Raw genomic sequence first — 13,871 nt, 5'->3', positions numbered from 1 at the left:
ATGTCCACACGGCGCAGGGTCGGGATCGCGGGAGCCGTCGTCGGAACCGCGTCGGCCACCCTCGCGGGTGCCGCCCTGGCCAAGAAGTACGCCGTCGGGCGCATCCGCCTGCGGCCCGACCTGGAGGCGAGCGAGCCGTTCGGGGAGCTGCGGGGACGTCCGGTCACGGTGAAGACCTCCGACGGGGTCGAGCTGTACGCCGAGGTCGACGGCCCCGAGGACGCCCCGCTGACGATCGTCTTCTGCCACGGCTACACCCTGAACCTCGACTCGTGGCACTACCAGCGGCGCGACCTTCGCGACACCTACCGCCTGGTGTTCTGGGACCAGCGCTGCCACGGGCGTTCGGCCCGCACCCCCGCCGAGGACTGCACCATCGACCGCCTGGGCTTCGACCTGGCCGAGATCCTGAACAAGCTGGTGCCGGGGCCGTGCGTGCTGATCGGCCACTCCATGGGCGGCATGACCGTGATGGCCCTCGCCGAGAGCCACCCCGAGCTGTTCGGTGAGAAGATCCGCGGCGTGGCCCTGATCTCCACCTCGGCGGGCAAGCTGGCCGAGATCACCCTCGGGCTTCCCGCGCTGATCTCCAAGGCGGTGCACTGGACCACCGCCTCGGCGATGTCGGTGCTCGGCCGCCGCGCCGCGCTGGTCGACCGGGGCAGGCAGGCCGGCAACGACCTGTCCTTCCTGATGCTGCGTTACCTCGGGTTCGGCGACTCGTCCAGTGTCAGCCCGACCGTGGTCGACTTCGCCGAGTCGATGATCCGCTCGACGCCGACCGACGTGATCGCCGACTTCTACCCGGCGCTGATGTCGCACGACAAGCTCGCCGCCCTCGACGTGCTCAACAAGGTGCCGACCGAGATCATCATCGGGTCCAAGGACTGGCTGACGCCTGTGGACCACAGCAAGGCGATCAACGCGGGCCTGCCGTCCGCACGCCTCACCGAGATCCCCGACGCCTCCCACCTCGTGCTGCTGGAGAAGCCGGCCGCCGTCAACGAGGCGATCGGCGAGCTGCTCAAGCGGGCCGAGGACGCCGAGGCGGCCGGCGGGGCCATCGAGGCACTGGAAGAGACCGACAGCGCTCCCTCCCGCCTCAAGGGCAGGCGAGCCGAGGCAGGAGAGGAAGCCTCATGAGGCGCGCCGCCACGACCGACGACATGCGCGCGCTGGGCGAGGAGATCGCGCGACTGCTGGCGCCCGGCGACCTCGTCGTGCTGTCCGGCCCGCTCGGCGCCGGCAAGACCACGCTCGTCCAGGGCATCGCCGAGGGCCTGAAGGTCCGCGGGCCCATCACCTCGCCGACGTTCGTGATCGCGCGGGTCCACCCGTCGCTGGCCGGCGGCCCGGCGCTGGTGCACGCCGACGCCTACCGCATCGGAGGGGCCCTGGAGATCGACGACCTCGACCTCGACGCCTCCCTCGACGACTCGGTCACCGTCGTCGAGTGGGGAGAGGGCCTGGTCGAAGGCCTGACGGACGACCGGCTCGAGGTCGCCATCGAGCGCGGCGACGACGGCGACGAGCGTCTCGTACGGCTGCGCGGCATCGGACCGAGATGGAGTGAATTGCCCGCCTCGCTCGTCTGACCGTCCCTTGGTGGATCTAGACCGGTAACCTCACCCGCCTTGACGCCTGCCCGCCTTCCTCTGGATCATTCGGAATGAAGATCGTTCCAATGGATTGACCGGATTTTTCTGGGTATGCAGCTGAGGTAAAGCCCAGGTGTGGTCGTGTCGGGCGGGGGCTCGGATCGTACGGGAAGTGGAGTGCGACGGTGCGCAGGGTCGGACAGGTCACGGTTGCTGGAGCATTCCTGCTGTTGGGCGGGGTCGGGTGTACGGCCGAGGCGCAGTCCGGTAGCACGGCGGGCGCCACTCCCACGCCGACGGTGAGCCGTCAGGACATCCGCGTTCAGGTCGTGCCCGACAAGGTGCAGGGCGGGGCGACGAGGTCGGTGCGGGTGCGGGCCTTCTGCCCGGTGCCGCAGGGCGGCACCGACTACCGCGCGACCGCCCGCTCCGACGCGTTCACCGGCGTGGTGACCCTGACCCAGCCGCCCCCCGCCAGTCCCGCCGCGTCCTCGACCCCCGTCACCACCGCCGCGCCCTCGCCCGAGGTGCGCGGCTTCGCGCTGGTCAGCGAGAAGACCAAGCCGGGCAGCTACCAGGTCGAGGTCAAGTGCGAGGGCACCAACGACACGGGCAAGGGCACGCTGACCGTCACCGCCAAGCCGAAGCCCACCGTCACGATCGTGCCGAAGCCCACCCGGACCCACGTCGTGCCCACCAAGGCCCCGAGGGCCGGAGGCGGCGGTACGGCGGCGGGCGGGCCGATGGACGAGCCGTCCGGCATCCCCGGCGGCGTGACCGTGGTGGCGCTGCTCGCGGCCGCCGCCGGCGGCATCGCCTTCGCCCGCCACCGGTCGAAGGCACGCTGATCCTCCCTGGCACGTTCGTTCCATGGCTGATTCCCCCAAGTGGCTGAAGATGGCGACGGCCGGGCTGGTGACCGGCGCGGTGTTGTTCGCCCTCACGGCCCGGCACAGAGAGGCCGCCACGCCCCGGCCGGCCGCCTCCGCCGCCCCCAAGCGGCTCGACATCCCGTCGATCAGCCTCAAGGCCCCGCTGATGAAGCTCGGGCTCGCGAGCGACGGAGAGGTCGAGCTGCCGCCGTTCGAGAAGCCCTCGACGGCGGGGTGGTTCGACCAGAGCGTGGTGCCCGGCGACCAGGGCGCCTCGGTCATCATCGGTCACGTCGACACCAAGACGGCCCCCGCGGTCTTCTACCGGCTGCGCGAGGTCAAGAAGGGCGACGTCATCAAGATCCTGCGGGGGGACGGCAAGACGGCGCGCTACAAGGTCGACTCCATCGAGCAGATCCCCAAGGACCACTTCCCGGCCGAGCGCGTGTACGTCGAGGACGGCCTGCGCCTGATCACCTGCGGCGGCGCCTTCGACCGCAAGGCCCACGAATACCTGGACAACATCATCGTCTACGCCTCCCGCGCCTGACCGGGGCCGCCAGGGCACCGAGGGTGGAGGCGGCGCCCTTTTGCCGCGGGTGACCTGGTGAACCCCGCCCGCGACCGGCGTGACGACAGGAAGCACCGCCGGGAACGGCTAGGCTTGGAATTCGTGCTGGTCTTGGCCTTCGATACCGCGACTCCGGCCGTCACCGCGGCGCTGCACGACGGTGACCGTGTGCTCGCCGCCTCGACGATCGTCGACGCTCGCCGCCACGGTGAGCTGCTCGTCCCCTCCATCGAGGAGGTCCTGCGTGAGGCGGGCGCCTCGCTGCCCGACGTCACCGCGATCGTCGCCGGCTCCGGGCCGGGTCCCTACACCGGCCTGCGGGTGGGCCTGATGACGGCTCAGGCGCTGGCCTCCACCACAGGGGCTCCGGCGTACGGCGTGTGCACGCTCGACGCCGTCGCCTACGCCTGCGGTCTCACCGAGCCGTTCATCGCCGCGACCGACGCCCGCCGCAAGGAGGTGTTCTGGGCGCGGTACGCCGACATGCGCACCCGCCTCGAGGGGCCCTCGGTGAGCCGTCCCGGGGAGGTGCCCGGTGAACTGCCCCTGGTGGGGGCGGGCGCCCGCATGTACGCCCAGGTGCTGGGCGAGGCCCGGCTGGTGGAGGACGCCCCCGACTACCCCCTCGCGGGCGCGCTCGCCTCGCTCGCCGTCGAGCGCCTGAGGGCCGGGGCGGGCCCCGAGGAGACCGTCCTGACCGAGCCGCGCCCGATCTACCTGCGCCGCCCCGACGCCCAGGTGCCCGGTCCGCCCAAGAAGGTGACCGCATGACCGAGCCGGATGGCGGCACGCCCGAGCGGGGCGCCGCCGCGACGCTGCGGCAGATGACCGAGGGCGACCTTCCGATGGTCATGCACATCGAGCGCACCACCTTCCCGTTCGACGCCTGGAGCGAGGGCATGCTCCGCGGCGAGCTGGCCGACCAGCCCCGCACCCGCCACTACGTCGTCGCCGTCGCGGGCGACGGGCGCATCGTGGGCTACGCCGGGCTGGCGGCGGCGGGCGACCAGGCCGACGTCCAGACGATCGCGGTCATCTCCGAGTGGCGCCGCTCCGGCGTCGGCACCGCGATGCTGAAGGAACTGCTCGCCGAGGCCGTGCGGCGCGGAGCGACGGCGGTGTTCCTGGAGGTCCGGGCCGACAACCCGCCCGCGCAGGCGATGTACGAACGTTTCGGGTTCGAGCGCATCGGCCTGCGCCGCGACTACTACGACGACGGAACCGACGCGATCATGATGATGAAGAAGCTCAACGGCGACGTGGAGGGCGCAGATGGCTGACGAGCCCCTGGTGCTGGGCATCGAGACCTCGTGCGACGAGACCGGCGTCGGCCTCGTCCGGGGCCACACGCTGCTCGCCAACACGGTCGCCTCCAGCGTCGAGGAGCACGCGCGGTTCGGCGGCGTGGTGCCCGAGGTGGCCTCCCGCGCCCACCTGGAGGCCATGACGCCCACGGTCGAGCGGGCGCTGGAGCAGGCCGGCCTGCGGTTCTCCGACATCGACGCGGTGGCCGTCACCGCGGGCCCGGGGCTCGCGGGCGCCCTGCTGGTGGGCGTCGCCGCCGCCAAGGCGTACGCCCTCGGCCTCGGCGTCCCGCTGTACGGCGTCAACCACCTGGCCGCTCACGTGGCGGTCGACCAGCTGGAGCACGGGCCGCTGCCCAAGCCGTCGATCGCGCTGCTGGTCTCGGGAGGCCACTCGTCGCTGCTGCTCGTACCGGATGTCGCCCGCGACGTGATCTCGCTGGGCTCCACGGTCGACGACGCGGCCGGTGAGGCGTTCGACAAGGTGGCGCGCGTGCTCGGCCTGCCGTTCCCCGGCGGGCCGCACATCGACCGCGCCGCCGCCGACGGCTCCGGTACGGCCGTCGCCTTCCCGCGCGGGAAGTACGACGACGGCACGCTCGACTTCTCCTTCTCGGGGCTGAAGACGGCCGTGGCCCGCTGGGTCGAGGCCAAGGAGCGGGCCGGTGAGCGGGTGCCCGTCGCCGACGTCGCGGCGTCCTTCCAGGAGGCCGTGGTCGACGTGCTGACGCGCAAGGCGCTGCAGGCGTGCCGCCAGTACGACGTGAAGGACCTGCTCATCGGGGGCGGCGTGGCGGCCAACTCGCGGCTGCGGGCCCTGGCTCAGGAGCGGTGCGACGCGGCGGGCGTACGTCTGCGGGTGCCCCGGCCGGGCCTGTGCACCGACAACGGCGCCATGATCGCGGCCCTCGGCTCCGAACTGGTCGCCTCCGGCGCGACACCTTCCACGTTGAACATCCCGGCCGACTCCTCCCTCCCCATCACCGCCGTCCACATCTGAGGCCCGCCTGCTCCCTTGCCGGCGGCTAGTCCTTCGGGGGGCGGGTGGGGCGCAGGAGGGCTTCGGCGAGGGCGAGCATGGTCTCTTCGAGGGCGCCGAGCCTGCGCAAGAGGTCGTCGTGGGTGGGTTCGATCAGCTTTCCGACCGTCTCGGAGAGCTGGTCGCGGTCGGGCCGCGCGCGGACGAGGTCGGCCAGCTCGGCCAGCCGTGGAAGGGCGTCGGTGGTCTCGGCGAGCCGGGTGTCGATCGAGTCGAACCGCTTGCCCTGGGCATCGCCGTGCGCGTCGATCAGCTCGCCGACGCGTTTGTGCACCTCACCGACCTCCAGCAGCTCGGGGAGCCGCCCGACCCGCTGGTTGACGGCCTCCACGCGGTCGTCGACCATCTCCAGCCGCTCGTTGACCCCCTCGAACGCGGCGTCGATCAGGGTGAGACGCTCGTCCTGCCCGGACAGCATCGTCCCCAGGCCGGTGAGCAGCTCGTCCTGACCCGTCAGGCGCGTACCGACCTCCGCCAGGCGGTCGTCATGGCTCGTCAGGCGGGTGCCGACGTCGGTGAGGTGCTGGTCGACGGTGCCGAGGCGCGTGTCGAGGCCGGCCAGATGGGTGTCGGCCGTCTCGATGCGCCCGTCGACACTCTGGAGGCGGACGTCGAGGGTCTCCAGACGCGCCTCGGCTGCCCCGATGTGGCTGTCGACGTTGTCGAACCGCTCGCCGAGGCCGGTCACGTGGACGTCGACGGCCTCTATGCGGGTCTCCAGGCCCGCGAGCCGCTCGTCGACGCCGTCGAAACGGTCGCAGAGCCGGGTCTCGCTCTCCGCCAGCTTCGCGGTGATGCCGTCGATCTTGCCCGCCAGCTGGTCGACCGAGCCGGTGAGGCGCTCGATGGCCTTGGCGAGGGTCTGCTCCAAGCCCTCGCTCAGGTCGAGCACGCCGCCTTCGAGGCGCTCGGTGCGCTGGGTCAGGTCGGCGAGCGCCTTGTCGAGGCGGCCGAAGCGGCCGCCGGCCGCCTCCATGCCGGAGTGCAGCTGGGTGAGGTGCCTGCCGAGCTCGGCCATGCGCTCGGGGATGGCCTGACCGCCGTCCAGCAGCGCCTGGAGGCGTTTGAGGGCCTCGGCGACCCCTTCGCGCACCGTGCCGAGGTCGGTCCACAGGGCGGGTAACTCGGCGAGGGGCTTCACGCGGTCGCCGACGGTCTCGACCCGGTCGCCGAGCCCGGCCAGGCGGCTGCCGACCCCGTCGACGCGGTCACGCACGATCTCCACGTGCTGCGCGAGGCCCTCGGCCCAGGCCGGCGGCCTGTTCACCAGCTCGCCGAGCCGCCCGCTCAGGCCCTCGACCGCGCCGCTCAGCCCGCCCAGCTCGCGCTCGCGGACCTCGCGGAGCAGCCACTCCATGCCTTCGAGGCGCTGGCGGATCTCGTCGAGGACCGCTCCCTGCGTGCGCTGCTCGTAGACGTGGTCCTGCGCGGCCCTGGCGAGGAGCTCGCGCATGCGGTCGGAGATGGCGGTCTGGCTTCCTGCCTGGAGGAGGGTGTGGTTGGAGTCCACCGGAAGCTCCTTCACTCGCGGGCGGTCGGCCGCTGCGCGGTGGGGACGGTCAGGTCTGCAGGCGTGACGAAAGAGGCGGGTAAACCATCGATCAGGCAGAATCCCGCGCTGGTCAACTGTAGTCGTTCGGGAGGAGACTTTCGGGGCCGACTTTAAAAGATCGTGATTGTCGGTGGATTGCCCGGCTTTGCGGTAAGCGCAGGTCAGGCGGGCTCGCAGACGAATGCGAAAGGACGCTCGCCGATCCGGGTAAGCGCTACAACACATGAATTGTCGCCAGAAAGGCGCAAATCTTTCCTCAAGCGCTCAAGGTCGAGGGCTGAGCCCCGTTTTTTGAGCGTGACCGCGCCGATTCCGCGCTCGCGCAGCGACGCGCGCAGCCGCTTGAGCGAGAACGGCAGCGTCTCCAGCACCTCGTACCGCGAGGCCCATGGCGTGACGGCGGTGCCGTCGCCGGTGATGTAGGCGATGTGCGGGTCGAGCAGGTGGCCGTCGACCAGGGCGGCGACCTCGGCGACGAGATGCGCGCGGACCGCGGCGCCGTCCGGTTCGTACAGGTATCGCCCCACAGGGCCCTGCTCCACCGTCCCGGCGCCGGTGGTCAGCGTCTCCCCGGACGGCAGCAAGGTCGCCCGCCGGGAGACGGACCCGTCGTCCCCGCCGGACGCGCCGCCGGCGAGCGCGCCCGTCCAGACGACGGCCTCCTTGACCTCGCCCCGGTAGGAGACCCACTCGGCCTCCGCGCCGGGCGGGATCAGCTCGTACGGGATGCCGGGCGCGACCTTCAGGCAGGCGGCGGGGGCCCGCGCCACCAGGCCGAGGACCGTGGGCCATGGAGGGGAGTACGCCATCGGGTCGAAGACGCGCCGGCCGGTGGTGCGCCTGGCGGGGTCGGCGAACAGGACGTCGTACGCCTCCGGGGTGACCTCGGCGGCGTCGGCCGTGCGGACCGTGACGCGGTCGCCGAGGCCGAGCGCGGCGGCGTTGGCCCGCGCGACCTCGACCGTGAGCGGGTCGAGGTCGACGGCGTCGACCTCGCAGCCGGCGCGGGCGAGCGCGATCAGGTCGCCGCCGACGCCGCAGCAGGCGTCCACCACTCGTGTGCCGGGCCGGAACCTGCGGGCGCGGTGGGTGGCGACCTCGGCGCGCGTCGCCTGCTCCAGGCCGTCCGGGGTGAAGTACATGAGGGCGGCGTCGGCGCCGAACTTGACCGCGCCGCGCTCGCGCAGACGCGCCTGGGTGAGCGCGGCGGCCGTCAGGGACGCGTCGTAGGTCTTCCTCAGCCTGCTCGCGACGAGGACGGGGTCGGCGCCGCCGGCGACGGCCTCCACGGCATCGCCGAGGGCCCGCTGCCCGCGTGGGGTGAGCAGGTCACGGAAGGCGTCGAGGTCCACGTCTCCTGACGCTATCGCGTGCCACAGAGGGGCCGTGGAGGGTGTGCCGGGTCTTGGCCTGGAAGGCGGACATACCGGGCGAGGGGTATGGAGCCGCTACTGGCTTGGAAACGGTACTGACCTGGGACGGCCTGTCCGTGTTGACTGTGTCGGCGGCCTTGCATACTGTTCAGTGTTGGCACTCTCCTGGTGAGAGTGCCAAACCCGAAATGCGACGAGGCAGGTCTGACACCCGCGACGGCAGGCCGCTGGTCGCCTCTTCAGCTCATCATCACAATCTGAAGGGGAGGTCCGATCGTGACGACCGCCACCAAGGTTCCCGTTAAGCCGCTCGGCGACCGCATCGTGGTCCAGCCGCTTGAGGCCGAGCAGACGACCGCTTCCGGTCTGGTCATCCCGGACACCGCCAAGGAGAAGCCGCAGGAGGGCAAGGTCCTCGCGGTGGGCCCGGGCAACTGGGACGAGGACGGCGAGAAGCGCATCCCGCTCGACGTCAAGGAAGGGGACGTCGTCCTCTACAGCAAGTACGGCGGTACCGAGGTCAAGTACGGCGGCGAGGAGTACCTCGTGCTCTCCGCCCGCGACGTGCTCGCGATCATCGAGAAGTAAAGCCCGGGGCGCGCAAGCGACCAGCCTTACGGAAAAACGCGTGTCAAGCCCCGGGCGCTTCCCTGAACGCCCGGGGCTCTGATGCTGAGAGGACCTTAAATGCCGAAGATCCTGGAGTTCGACGAGGACGCGCGCCGCGCTCTCGAGCGTGGCGTCAACGCCCTCGCGGACGCCGTCAAGGTGACCCTGGGCCCGCGCGGCCGCAACGTCGTCATCGACAAGAAGTTCGGTGCGCCGACCATCACCAACGACGGTGTCACCATCGCCCGCGAGGTCGAGCTCGAGAAGCCGTACGAGAACCTTGGCGCCCAGCTCGCCAAGGAAGTGGCGACCAAGACCAACGACGTCGCCGGTGACGGCACCACCACCGCCACCGTGCTCGCCCAGGCGATGGTCCGCGAGGGCCTGCGCAACGTCGCCGCCGGGGCCTCGCCGCTTTCGCTGAAGCGTGGTATCGACCTGGCCGCGCGCGCCGTCAGCGACCGCCTCCTCGAGCGGGCCCGCCCCGTCGAGGACAAGAAGGAGATCGCCCACGTCGCGACGATCTCGGCCCAGGACGCCCGCATCGGCGAGCTGATCGCCGAGGCGTTCGACAAGGTGGGCAAGGACGGTGTCATCACCGTCGAGGAGTCCAACACCATGGGCCTCGAGCTGGAGTTCACCGAGGGTCTCCAGTTCGACAAGGGCTACCTTTCGCCCTACATGGTGACCGACCCCGAGCGCATGGAGGCCGTCCTCGAGGACGCCTACGTGCTGCTGCACCAGGGCAAGATCGCCTCCATCGCGGAGTTCCTGCCGCTGCTGGAGAAGGTCGCCCAGACCAAGAAGGCGCTGTTCGTGGTCGCCGAGGACGTCGAGGGCGAGGCCCTGGCCGTCCTGGTCACCAACAAGATCCGCGGCACCTTCACCTCCGTCGCCGTCAAGGCGCCCGGCTTCGGCGACCGCCGCAAGGCGATGCTGCAGGACATGGCGATCCTGACCGGCGGCCAGGTGATCTCCGAGGAGCTCGGCCTCAAGCTCGACAACGTCGGGCTCGAGGTGCTCGGCACCGCCCGTCGCATCGTGGTCAACAAGGACAACACGACCATCGTCGACGGCGCCGGCGACCCGCAGGCGATCCAGGACCGCGTCCGCGAGATCCAGTACGCCATCGAGCAGACCGACTCCGACTGGGACCGCGAGAAGCTCCAGGAGCGCCTCGCCAAGCTGTCCGGCGGCGTCTGCATCCTCCGCGTCGGCGCGGCCACCGAGGTCGAGCTCAAGGAGAAGAAGCACCGTCTCGAGGACGCCATCTCCGCGACCCGCGCCGCGATCGAGGAGGGCATCGTCTCCGGCGGTGGCTCCGCGCTCGTCCACCTCTCCAAGGACCTCGACGACCTCGGCCTGGCCGGCGACGAGGCCACCGGTGTCTCCATCGTCCGCCGGGCGCTCGTCGAGCCCGCCCGCTGGATCGCCGAGAACGCCGGCCTGGAGGGTTACGTCGTCACGGCCAAGATCTCCGAGCTGCAGGTGGGCCACGGCCTGAACGCCGCCACGGGCTCCTACGGCGACCTGGTGGCCGAGGGCGTCATCGACCCGGTCAAGGTCACCCGCTCGGCCGTGCAGAACGCCGCGTCCATCGCGGGCATGCTGCTCACGACCGAGGCCCTCGTGGTCGACAAGCCCGAGGAGGAGGCTCCGGCCGCCGCGGGCCAGGGTCACGGCCACGGTCACGGCCACTGATCCCGCGATTCGACCGAAGTACGGCCCGCGCCTCCCGAGGCGCGGGCCGTACTTTTATGTCGGAACGATTTAGCCTGCCCCAGATTTGGTGAGCGGTGTAAACCGATCACGGGGGCGGGGCGTCCGCGCCCGCGTCCTGGACCGTTCTCCGAGCAGGAGCGACATCTAACCAATATGCGGCGAATTCGGCTCCCGCGTGAAATATACAAACACAACCGTGTCGGCACGATTACCCTCCGTTATCGTCGCGTCAATGTGACCAATCCGTATCCATTCACGATGACGACATACGCGATCGTGGCGGGCATCATGCGTAACGTGACCGAGGGATGCGTCGCCGACGCCAAGACTGGGGTAAGGCTTGCGACGAGATCGGATGAGTCCGACCTCAGGGATCTGACGAGCCTTGCCGTACAGGGGGATCGCAGCGCGATCGAAGCATTGCTGGGACAGTTGCGCCCGATGGTGGTGCGCTACTGCCGGGCCCGGCTCGGCCGGGTCGCGGGGCACTACCACATCGCCGACGACGTGGCCCAGGAAGTGTGCATCGCGGTGCTGGCCGCTCTGCCCCGCTACCGTGACATGGGCCGCCCGTTCGCGTCGTTCGTCTTCGGCATCGCCTCGCACAAGGTCGCCGACGCGTTGCGCAACTCCGTGCGCTCCGCCGTGCCGACGCAGGACCTGCCGGACGGCCCCGACCAGGGGCCAGGGCCGGAGGAGACCGTCGTGCGCTACATCGAGGCGGAGCACGCCCGGGAGTTGCTCTCACGCCTGCCGGAGAACCAGCGCGAGCTGATCATTCTGCGGGTGGTGTCGGGACTGTCGGCCGAGGAGACGGGTAACGTACTCGGTATGTCACCAGGTGCGGTTCGCGTCGCCCAGCATCGGGCGCTCGCCAGGCTCCGGGCGATGGCCGACGTGGAGTCGATAGCTTGACCGCTGTCCACTCCGCGCGTTCGCTCCGAAGTCGCGGGTCAGAGGACCCCGAGGTGCTCCGGACGGACGCGCTCATCGACGCGCTCGCACGGCGGGAGCCGGTCGACGGGCATGACGACGACGTCGCCGTGAGGCTGCTCGGCGCGCTGGCCGCCGACGTCGATCAGCGGCTCTCCTCGGTGTCGATCACGCCGTCGACGTAGCCTCGGGCGTACTCCCAGCTGACGTAGTCGGCGGGGTCGGGCTCGAAGGCGGGCTCGTGCACCTGCGGGCGCCCGTGGTCGATCATCTGGCGTAGGTTGCCCCGGAGCAGGTCCCAGTCGAAGTAATGCTGCTCGCCGCATTCGGGGCAGTCGAGGACCAGCCCGAGCACTCCCTGCGGCTCCAGCAGCGAACGGAAGGTCTCCACGTCGGCGAGATCGGTGAGCGCCTCGTCGCGCTCGGCCAGGGTCAGGGGCTCGGCGTCGTCGAGCTCGCCGAGCTCGGCGGCCGGGTCGTTCGGGTCATCCGCGAAGGGGTCGCGGGGGACTTCTTCCAGCACGCATTCCACCTTATGACCCTCACCTACCCTGATGAGGGCAAGTGGTGGGAAGCATCGGCCGCCTCAGGACGTTGTCCACAGGAACCGGACCCGGGCCAGGAGGCCCGCCGGGAGGTTCTCCACAGCTCACCGTGCCGCCGGCGGTTGTCCACAGGCCTGCCGGGGCGGGGGATGAGGGACCACTAAACTTGCTCGCAGGGGGTCGGCGCCTTTCCCCGTCTTGAGAGCGCCATGGCAGGAGGGTTGCAGATGGCAAAGTTCACCGAACCGGGGCTCACGTTCGACGACGTGCTCTTGGTTCCCGCTTATTCCGACCTGCAACCGGGTGACGCCGACACCACGACCCGTCTGTCGCGTTCGATCACTTTGCGGATCCCGCTGGTGTCCGCCGCGATGGACACCGTCACCGAGGCCCGCATGGCGGTGGCGATGGCCCGCCAGGGCGGCATCGGCATCCTGCACCGAAACCTCTCCATCGACGACCAGGCCCAGCAGGCCGACCTCGTGAAGCGCTCCGAGGCCGGCATGGTCACCAACCCCGTGACCTGTTCGCCCGACGACACGCTCGCCGACGTCGAGGCCCTGTGCGGGCGTTACCGCATCTCAGGAGTCCCCGTCACTGACGCGACCGGGGTGCTCGTCGGCATCGTCACCAACCGTGACATGCGCTTCGAGACCGACCACAGCCGTCCGGTCCGCGAGGTCATGACCAAGATGCCGCTGGTCACCGCCCCCGTCGGGGTGTCCCGCGACGAGGCCTTCCGGCTGCTGCGGCAGAACAAGGTCGAGAAGCTCCCCCTGGTCGACCCTGACGGCCGGCTGCGCGGGCTCATCACCGTCAAAGACTTCACCAAGAGCGAGCAGTACCCCCTCGCCACCAAGGACGCCGACGGCCGCCTGGTCGTCGGCGCCGCGGTCGGCGTCGCGGGCGACGCCGAGCAGCGCGCGATGGCCCTGATCGAGGCCGGCGTCGACGTCATCATCGTCGACACCGCCCACGGCCACTCGCGTGGCGTGTGCGACATGGTGGCCAAGATCAAGGCGAACGGCCGCGTCGACGTCATCGGCGGCAACGTCGCCACCCGCGTCGGCGCCCAGGCGCTCATCGACGCCGGCGCCGACGCCGTCAAGGTCGGGGTGGGCCCCGGCTCGATCTGCACCACCCGTGTCGTGGCCGGCGTGGGCGCCCCGCAGGTCACGGCCATCTACGAGGCGTCCCTGGCCTGCGCCCCGGCGGGCGTCCCGGTCATCGGCGACGGCGGCCTGCAGTACTCCGGAGACATCGTCAAGGCCCTGACCGCCGGCGCCAACACCGTCATGCTGGGCTCGCTGCTCGCCGGGTGCGAGGAGTCGCCGGGTGAGCTGATCTTCATCAACGGCAAGCAGTTCAAGTCCTACCGCGGCATGGGCTCGCTCGGCGCGGTGCGCAACCGGGAGCGCGGCGGTTCCTTCAGCAAGGACCGCTACTCCCAGGAGGGCGTCACCAGCGAGGACAAGTTCATCCCCGAGGGCATCGAGGGCCAGGTGCCCTACCGCGGTCCCGTCGCCGCCGTGGCCCACCAGCTCGTCGGCGGCCTGCGCCAGGGCATGTGGTACACCGGGTCCCGCACCATCGACGAGCTCCATGAGAACGGCATGCTGATGCCGATCACCGCGGCCGGTCTCAAGGAGAGCCACCCTCACGACATCCAGATGACGGTCGAGGCCCCCAACTACCACCGCCGTTGAGTCGCGGGCCGGGCGGCCGCCACGCAGGCGGCCGCGCGGTTCGCGGA

General features: G+C 70.8%; 15 protein-coding genes. 12 read left to right on the top strand and 3 right to left on the bottom strand.

Going from position 1 to position 13,871, the window contains the following annotated elements; all coding sequences use genetic code 11:
- The 7 genes from KIK05_RS33615 (at position 1) to tsaD (ending at position 5,345) form a co-directional block, all read left to right on the top strand.
- Positions 1 to 1,143, top strand: a complete 1,143-nt coding sequence (locus KIK05_RS33615; protein WP_214414881.1) for an alpha/beta fold hydrolase — start codon at positions 1 to 3, stop codon at positions 1,141 to 1,143.
- Positions 1,140 to 1,595 (top strand): tRNA (adenosine(37)-N6)-threonylcarbamoyltransferase complex ATPase subunit type 1 TsaE, encoded by a 456-nt coding sequence (tsaE, locus tag KIK05_RS33610; RefSeq protein WP_214414880.1) that lies wholly within the window; start codon positions 1,140 to 1,142, stop codon positions 1,593 to 1,595. Before KIK05_RS33615 ends, tsaE begins: the two co-directional genes overlap by 4 nt.
- A gap of 188 nt (positions 1,596 to 1,783) precedes the next feature.
- Positions 1,784 to 2,446 (top strand): hypothetical protein, encoded by a 663-nt coding sequence (locus tag KIK05_RS33605; RefSeq protein WP_214414879.1) that lies wholly within the window; start codon positions 1,784 to 1,786, stop codon positions 2,444 to 2,446.
- A 22-nt stretch (positions 2,447 to 2,468) separates the two neighbouring features.
- The gene (locus KIK05_RS33600; protein WP_214414878.1) at positions 2,469 to 3,020 is read left to right on the top strand and encodes a class F sortase; all 552 of its coding nucleotides are present in this window, start codon (positions 2,469 to 2,471) and stop codon (positions 3,018 to 3,020) included.
- A 123-nt stretch (positions 3,021 to 3,143) separates the two neighbouring features.
- Positions 3,144 to 3,812, top strand: a complete 669-nt coding sequence (tsaB, locus tag KIK05_RS33595) for a tRNA (adenosine(37)-N6)-threonylcarbamoyltransferase complex dimerization subunit type 1 TsaB (protein ID WP_214414877.1) — start codon at positions 3,144 to 3,146, stop codon at positions 3,810 to 3,812.
- On the top strand, positions 3,809 to 4,321 hold the full coding sequence (gene rimI, locus KIK05_RS33590) for a ribosomal protein S18-alanine N-acetyltransferase (RefSeq protein WP_250563901.1): 513 nt from the start codon (positions 3,809 to 3,811) through the stop codon (positions 4,319 to 4,321). Before tsaB ends, rimI begins: the two co-directional genes overlap by 4 nt.
- Entirely contained in the window at positions 4,314 to 5,345 is a 1,032-nt protein-coding gene (gene tsaD / locus KIK05_RS33585; RefSeq protein ID WP_214414876.1) for a tRNA (adenosine(37)-N6)-threonylcarbamoyltransferase complex transferase subunit TsaD, read from the top strand. The genes rimI and tsaD overlap by 8 nt, the downstream gene beginning before the upstream one ends.
- A gap of 25 nt (positions 5,346 to 5,370) precedes the next feature.
- Here tsaD and KIK05_RS33580 read toward each other — a convergent pair whose 3' ends face one another.
- Together KIK05_RS33580 and KIK05_RS33575 are read right to left on the bottom strand one after the other, a co-directional pair.
- Positions 5,371 to 6,894 (bottom strand): coiled-coil domain-containing protein, encoded by a 1,524-nt coding sequence (locus KIK05_RS33580; RefSeq protein ID WP_214414875.1) that lies wholly within the window; start codon positions 6,892 to 6,894, stop codon positions 5,371 to 5,373.
- A gap of 203 nt (positions 6,895 to 7,097) precedes the next feature.
- Positions 7,098 to 8,288 carry a class I SAM-dependent methyltransferase gene (locus tag KIK05_RS33575; RefSeq protein ID WP_214414874.1) on the bottom strand — a complete coding sequence of 397 codons (1,191 nt, stop codon included), beginning with the start codon at positions 8,286 to 8,288 and terminating at the stop codon, positions 7,098 to 7,100.
- Positions 8,289 to 8,585: 297 nt separating this feature from the next.
- On the opposite strand from KIK05_RS33575, the gene groES reads away from it, so the two are divergent.
- The 4 genes from groES (at position 8,586) to KIK05_RS33555 (ending at position 11,758) form a co-directional block, all read left to right on the top strand.
- Positions 8,586 to 8,897, top strand: coding sequence for a co-chaperone GroES (gene groES / locus KIK05_RS33570; protein ID WP_055482820.1), 312 nt, complete (start codon positions 8,586 to 8,588; stop codon positions 8,895 to 8,897).
- 99 nt (positions 8,898 to 8,996) lie between these two features.
- Positions 8,997 to 10,619, top strand: a complete 1,623-nt coding sequence (groL, locus tag KIK05_RS33565) for a chaperonin GroEL (RefSeq protein ID WP_214414873.1) — start codon at positions 8,997 to 8,999, stop codon at positions 10,617 to 10,619.
- 309 nt (positions 10,620 to 10,928) lie between these two features.
- Entirely contained in the window at positions 10,929 to 11,555 is a 627-nt protein-coding gene (locus KIK05_RS33560; RefSeq protein WP_214414983.1) for a sigma-70 family RNA polymerase sigma factor, read from the top strand.
- A gap of 53 nt (positions 11,556 to 11,608) precedes the next feature.
- Positions 11,609 to 11,758: an anti-sigma-D factor RsdA gene (locus KIK05_RS33555; protein ID WP_214414872.1), complete on the top strand. Its 150-nt coding sequence runs from the start codon at positions 11,609 to 11,611 to the stop codon at positions 11,756 to 11,758.
- Here the strand turns inward: KIK05_RS33555 and KIK05_RS33550 are convergent.
- Positions 11,719 to 12,096: a DUF5319 domain-containing protein gene (locus KIK05_RS33550; RefSeq protein ID WP_214414871.1), complete on the bottom strand. Its 378-nt coding sequence runs from the start codon at positions 12,094 to 12,096 to the stop codon at positions 11,719 to 11,721. The two genes, KIK05_RS33555 and KIK05_RS33550, sit on opposite strands and share 40 nt — an antisense overlap.
- 249 nt (positions 12,097 to 12,345) lie before the next feature.
- On the opposite strand from KIK05_RS33550, the gene guaB reads away from it, so the two are divergent.
- Positions 12,346 to 13,824 carry an IMP dehydrogenase gene (gene guaB / locus KIK05_RS33545; RefSeq protein WP_284681508.1) on the top strand — a complete coding sequence of 493 codons (1,479 nt, stop codon included), beginning with the start codon at positions 12,346 to 12,348 and terminating at the stop codon, positions 13,822 to 13,824.
- The last annotated feature ends 47 nt before the right edge of the window (positions 13,825 to 13,871 follow it).

The organism is Sphaerisporangium fuscum, from assembly GCF_018531465.1.
Taxonomy (GTDB): Bacteria; Actinomycetota; Actinomycetes; order Streptosporangiales; family Streptosporangiaceae; genus Sphaerisporangium; species Sphaerisporangium fuscum.
Note: the sequence above shows the minus strand (reverse complement) of the source record. Positions and strands in the feature narration are given on the sequence as shown.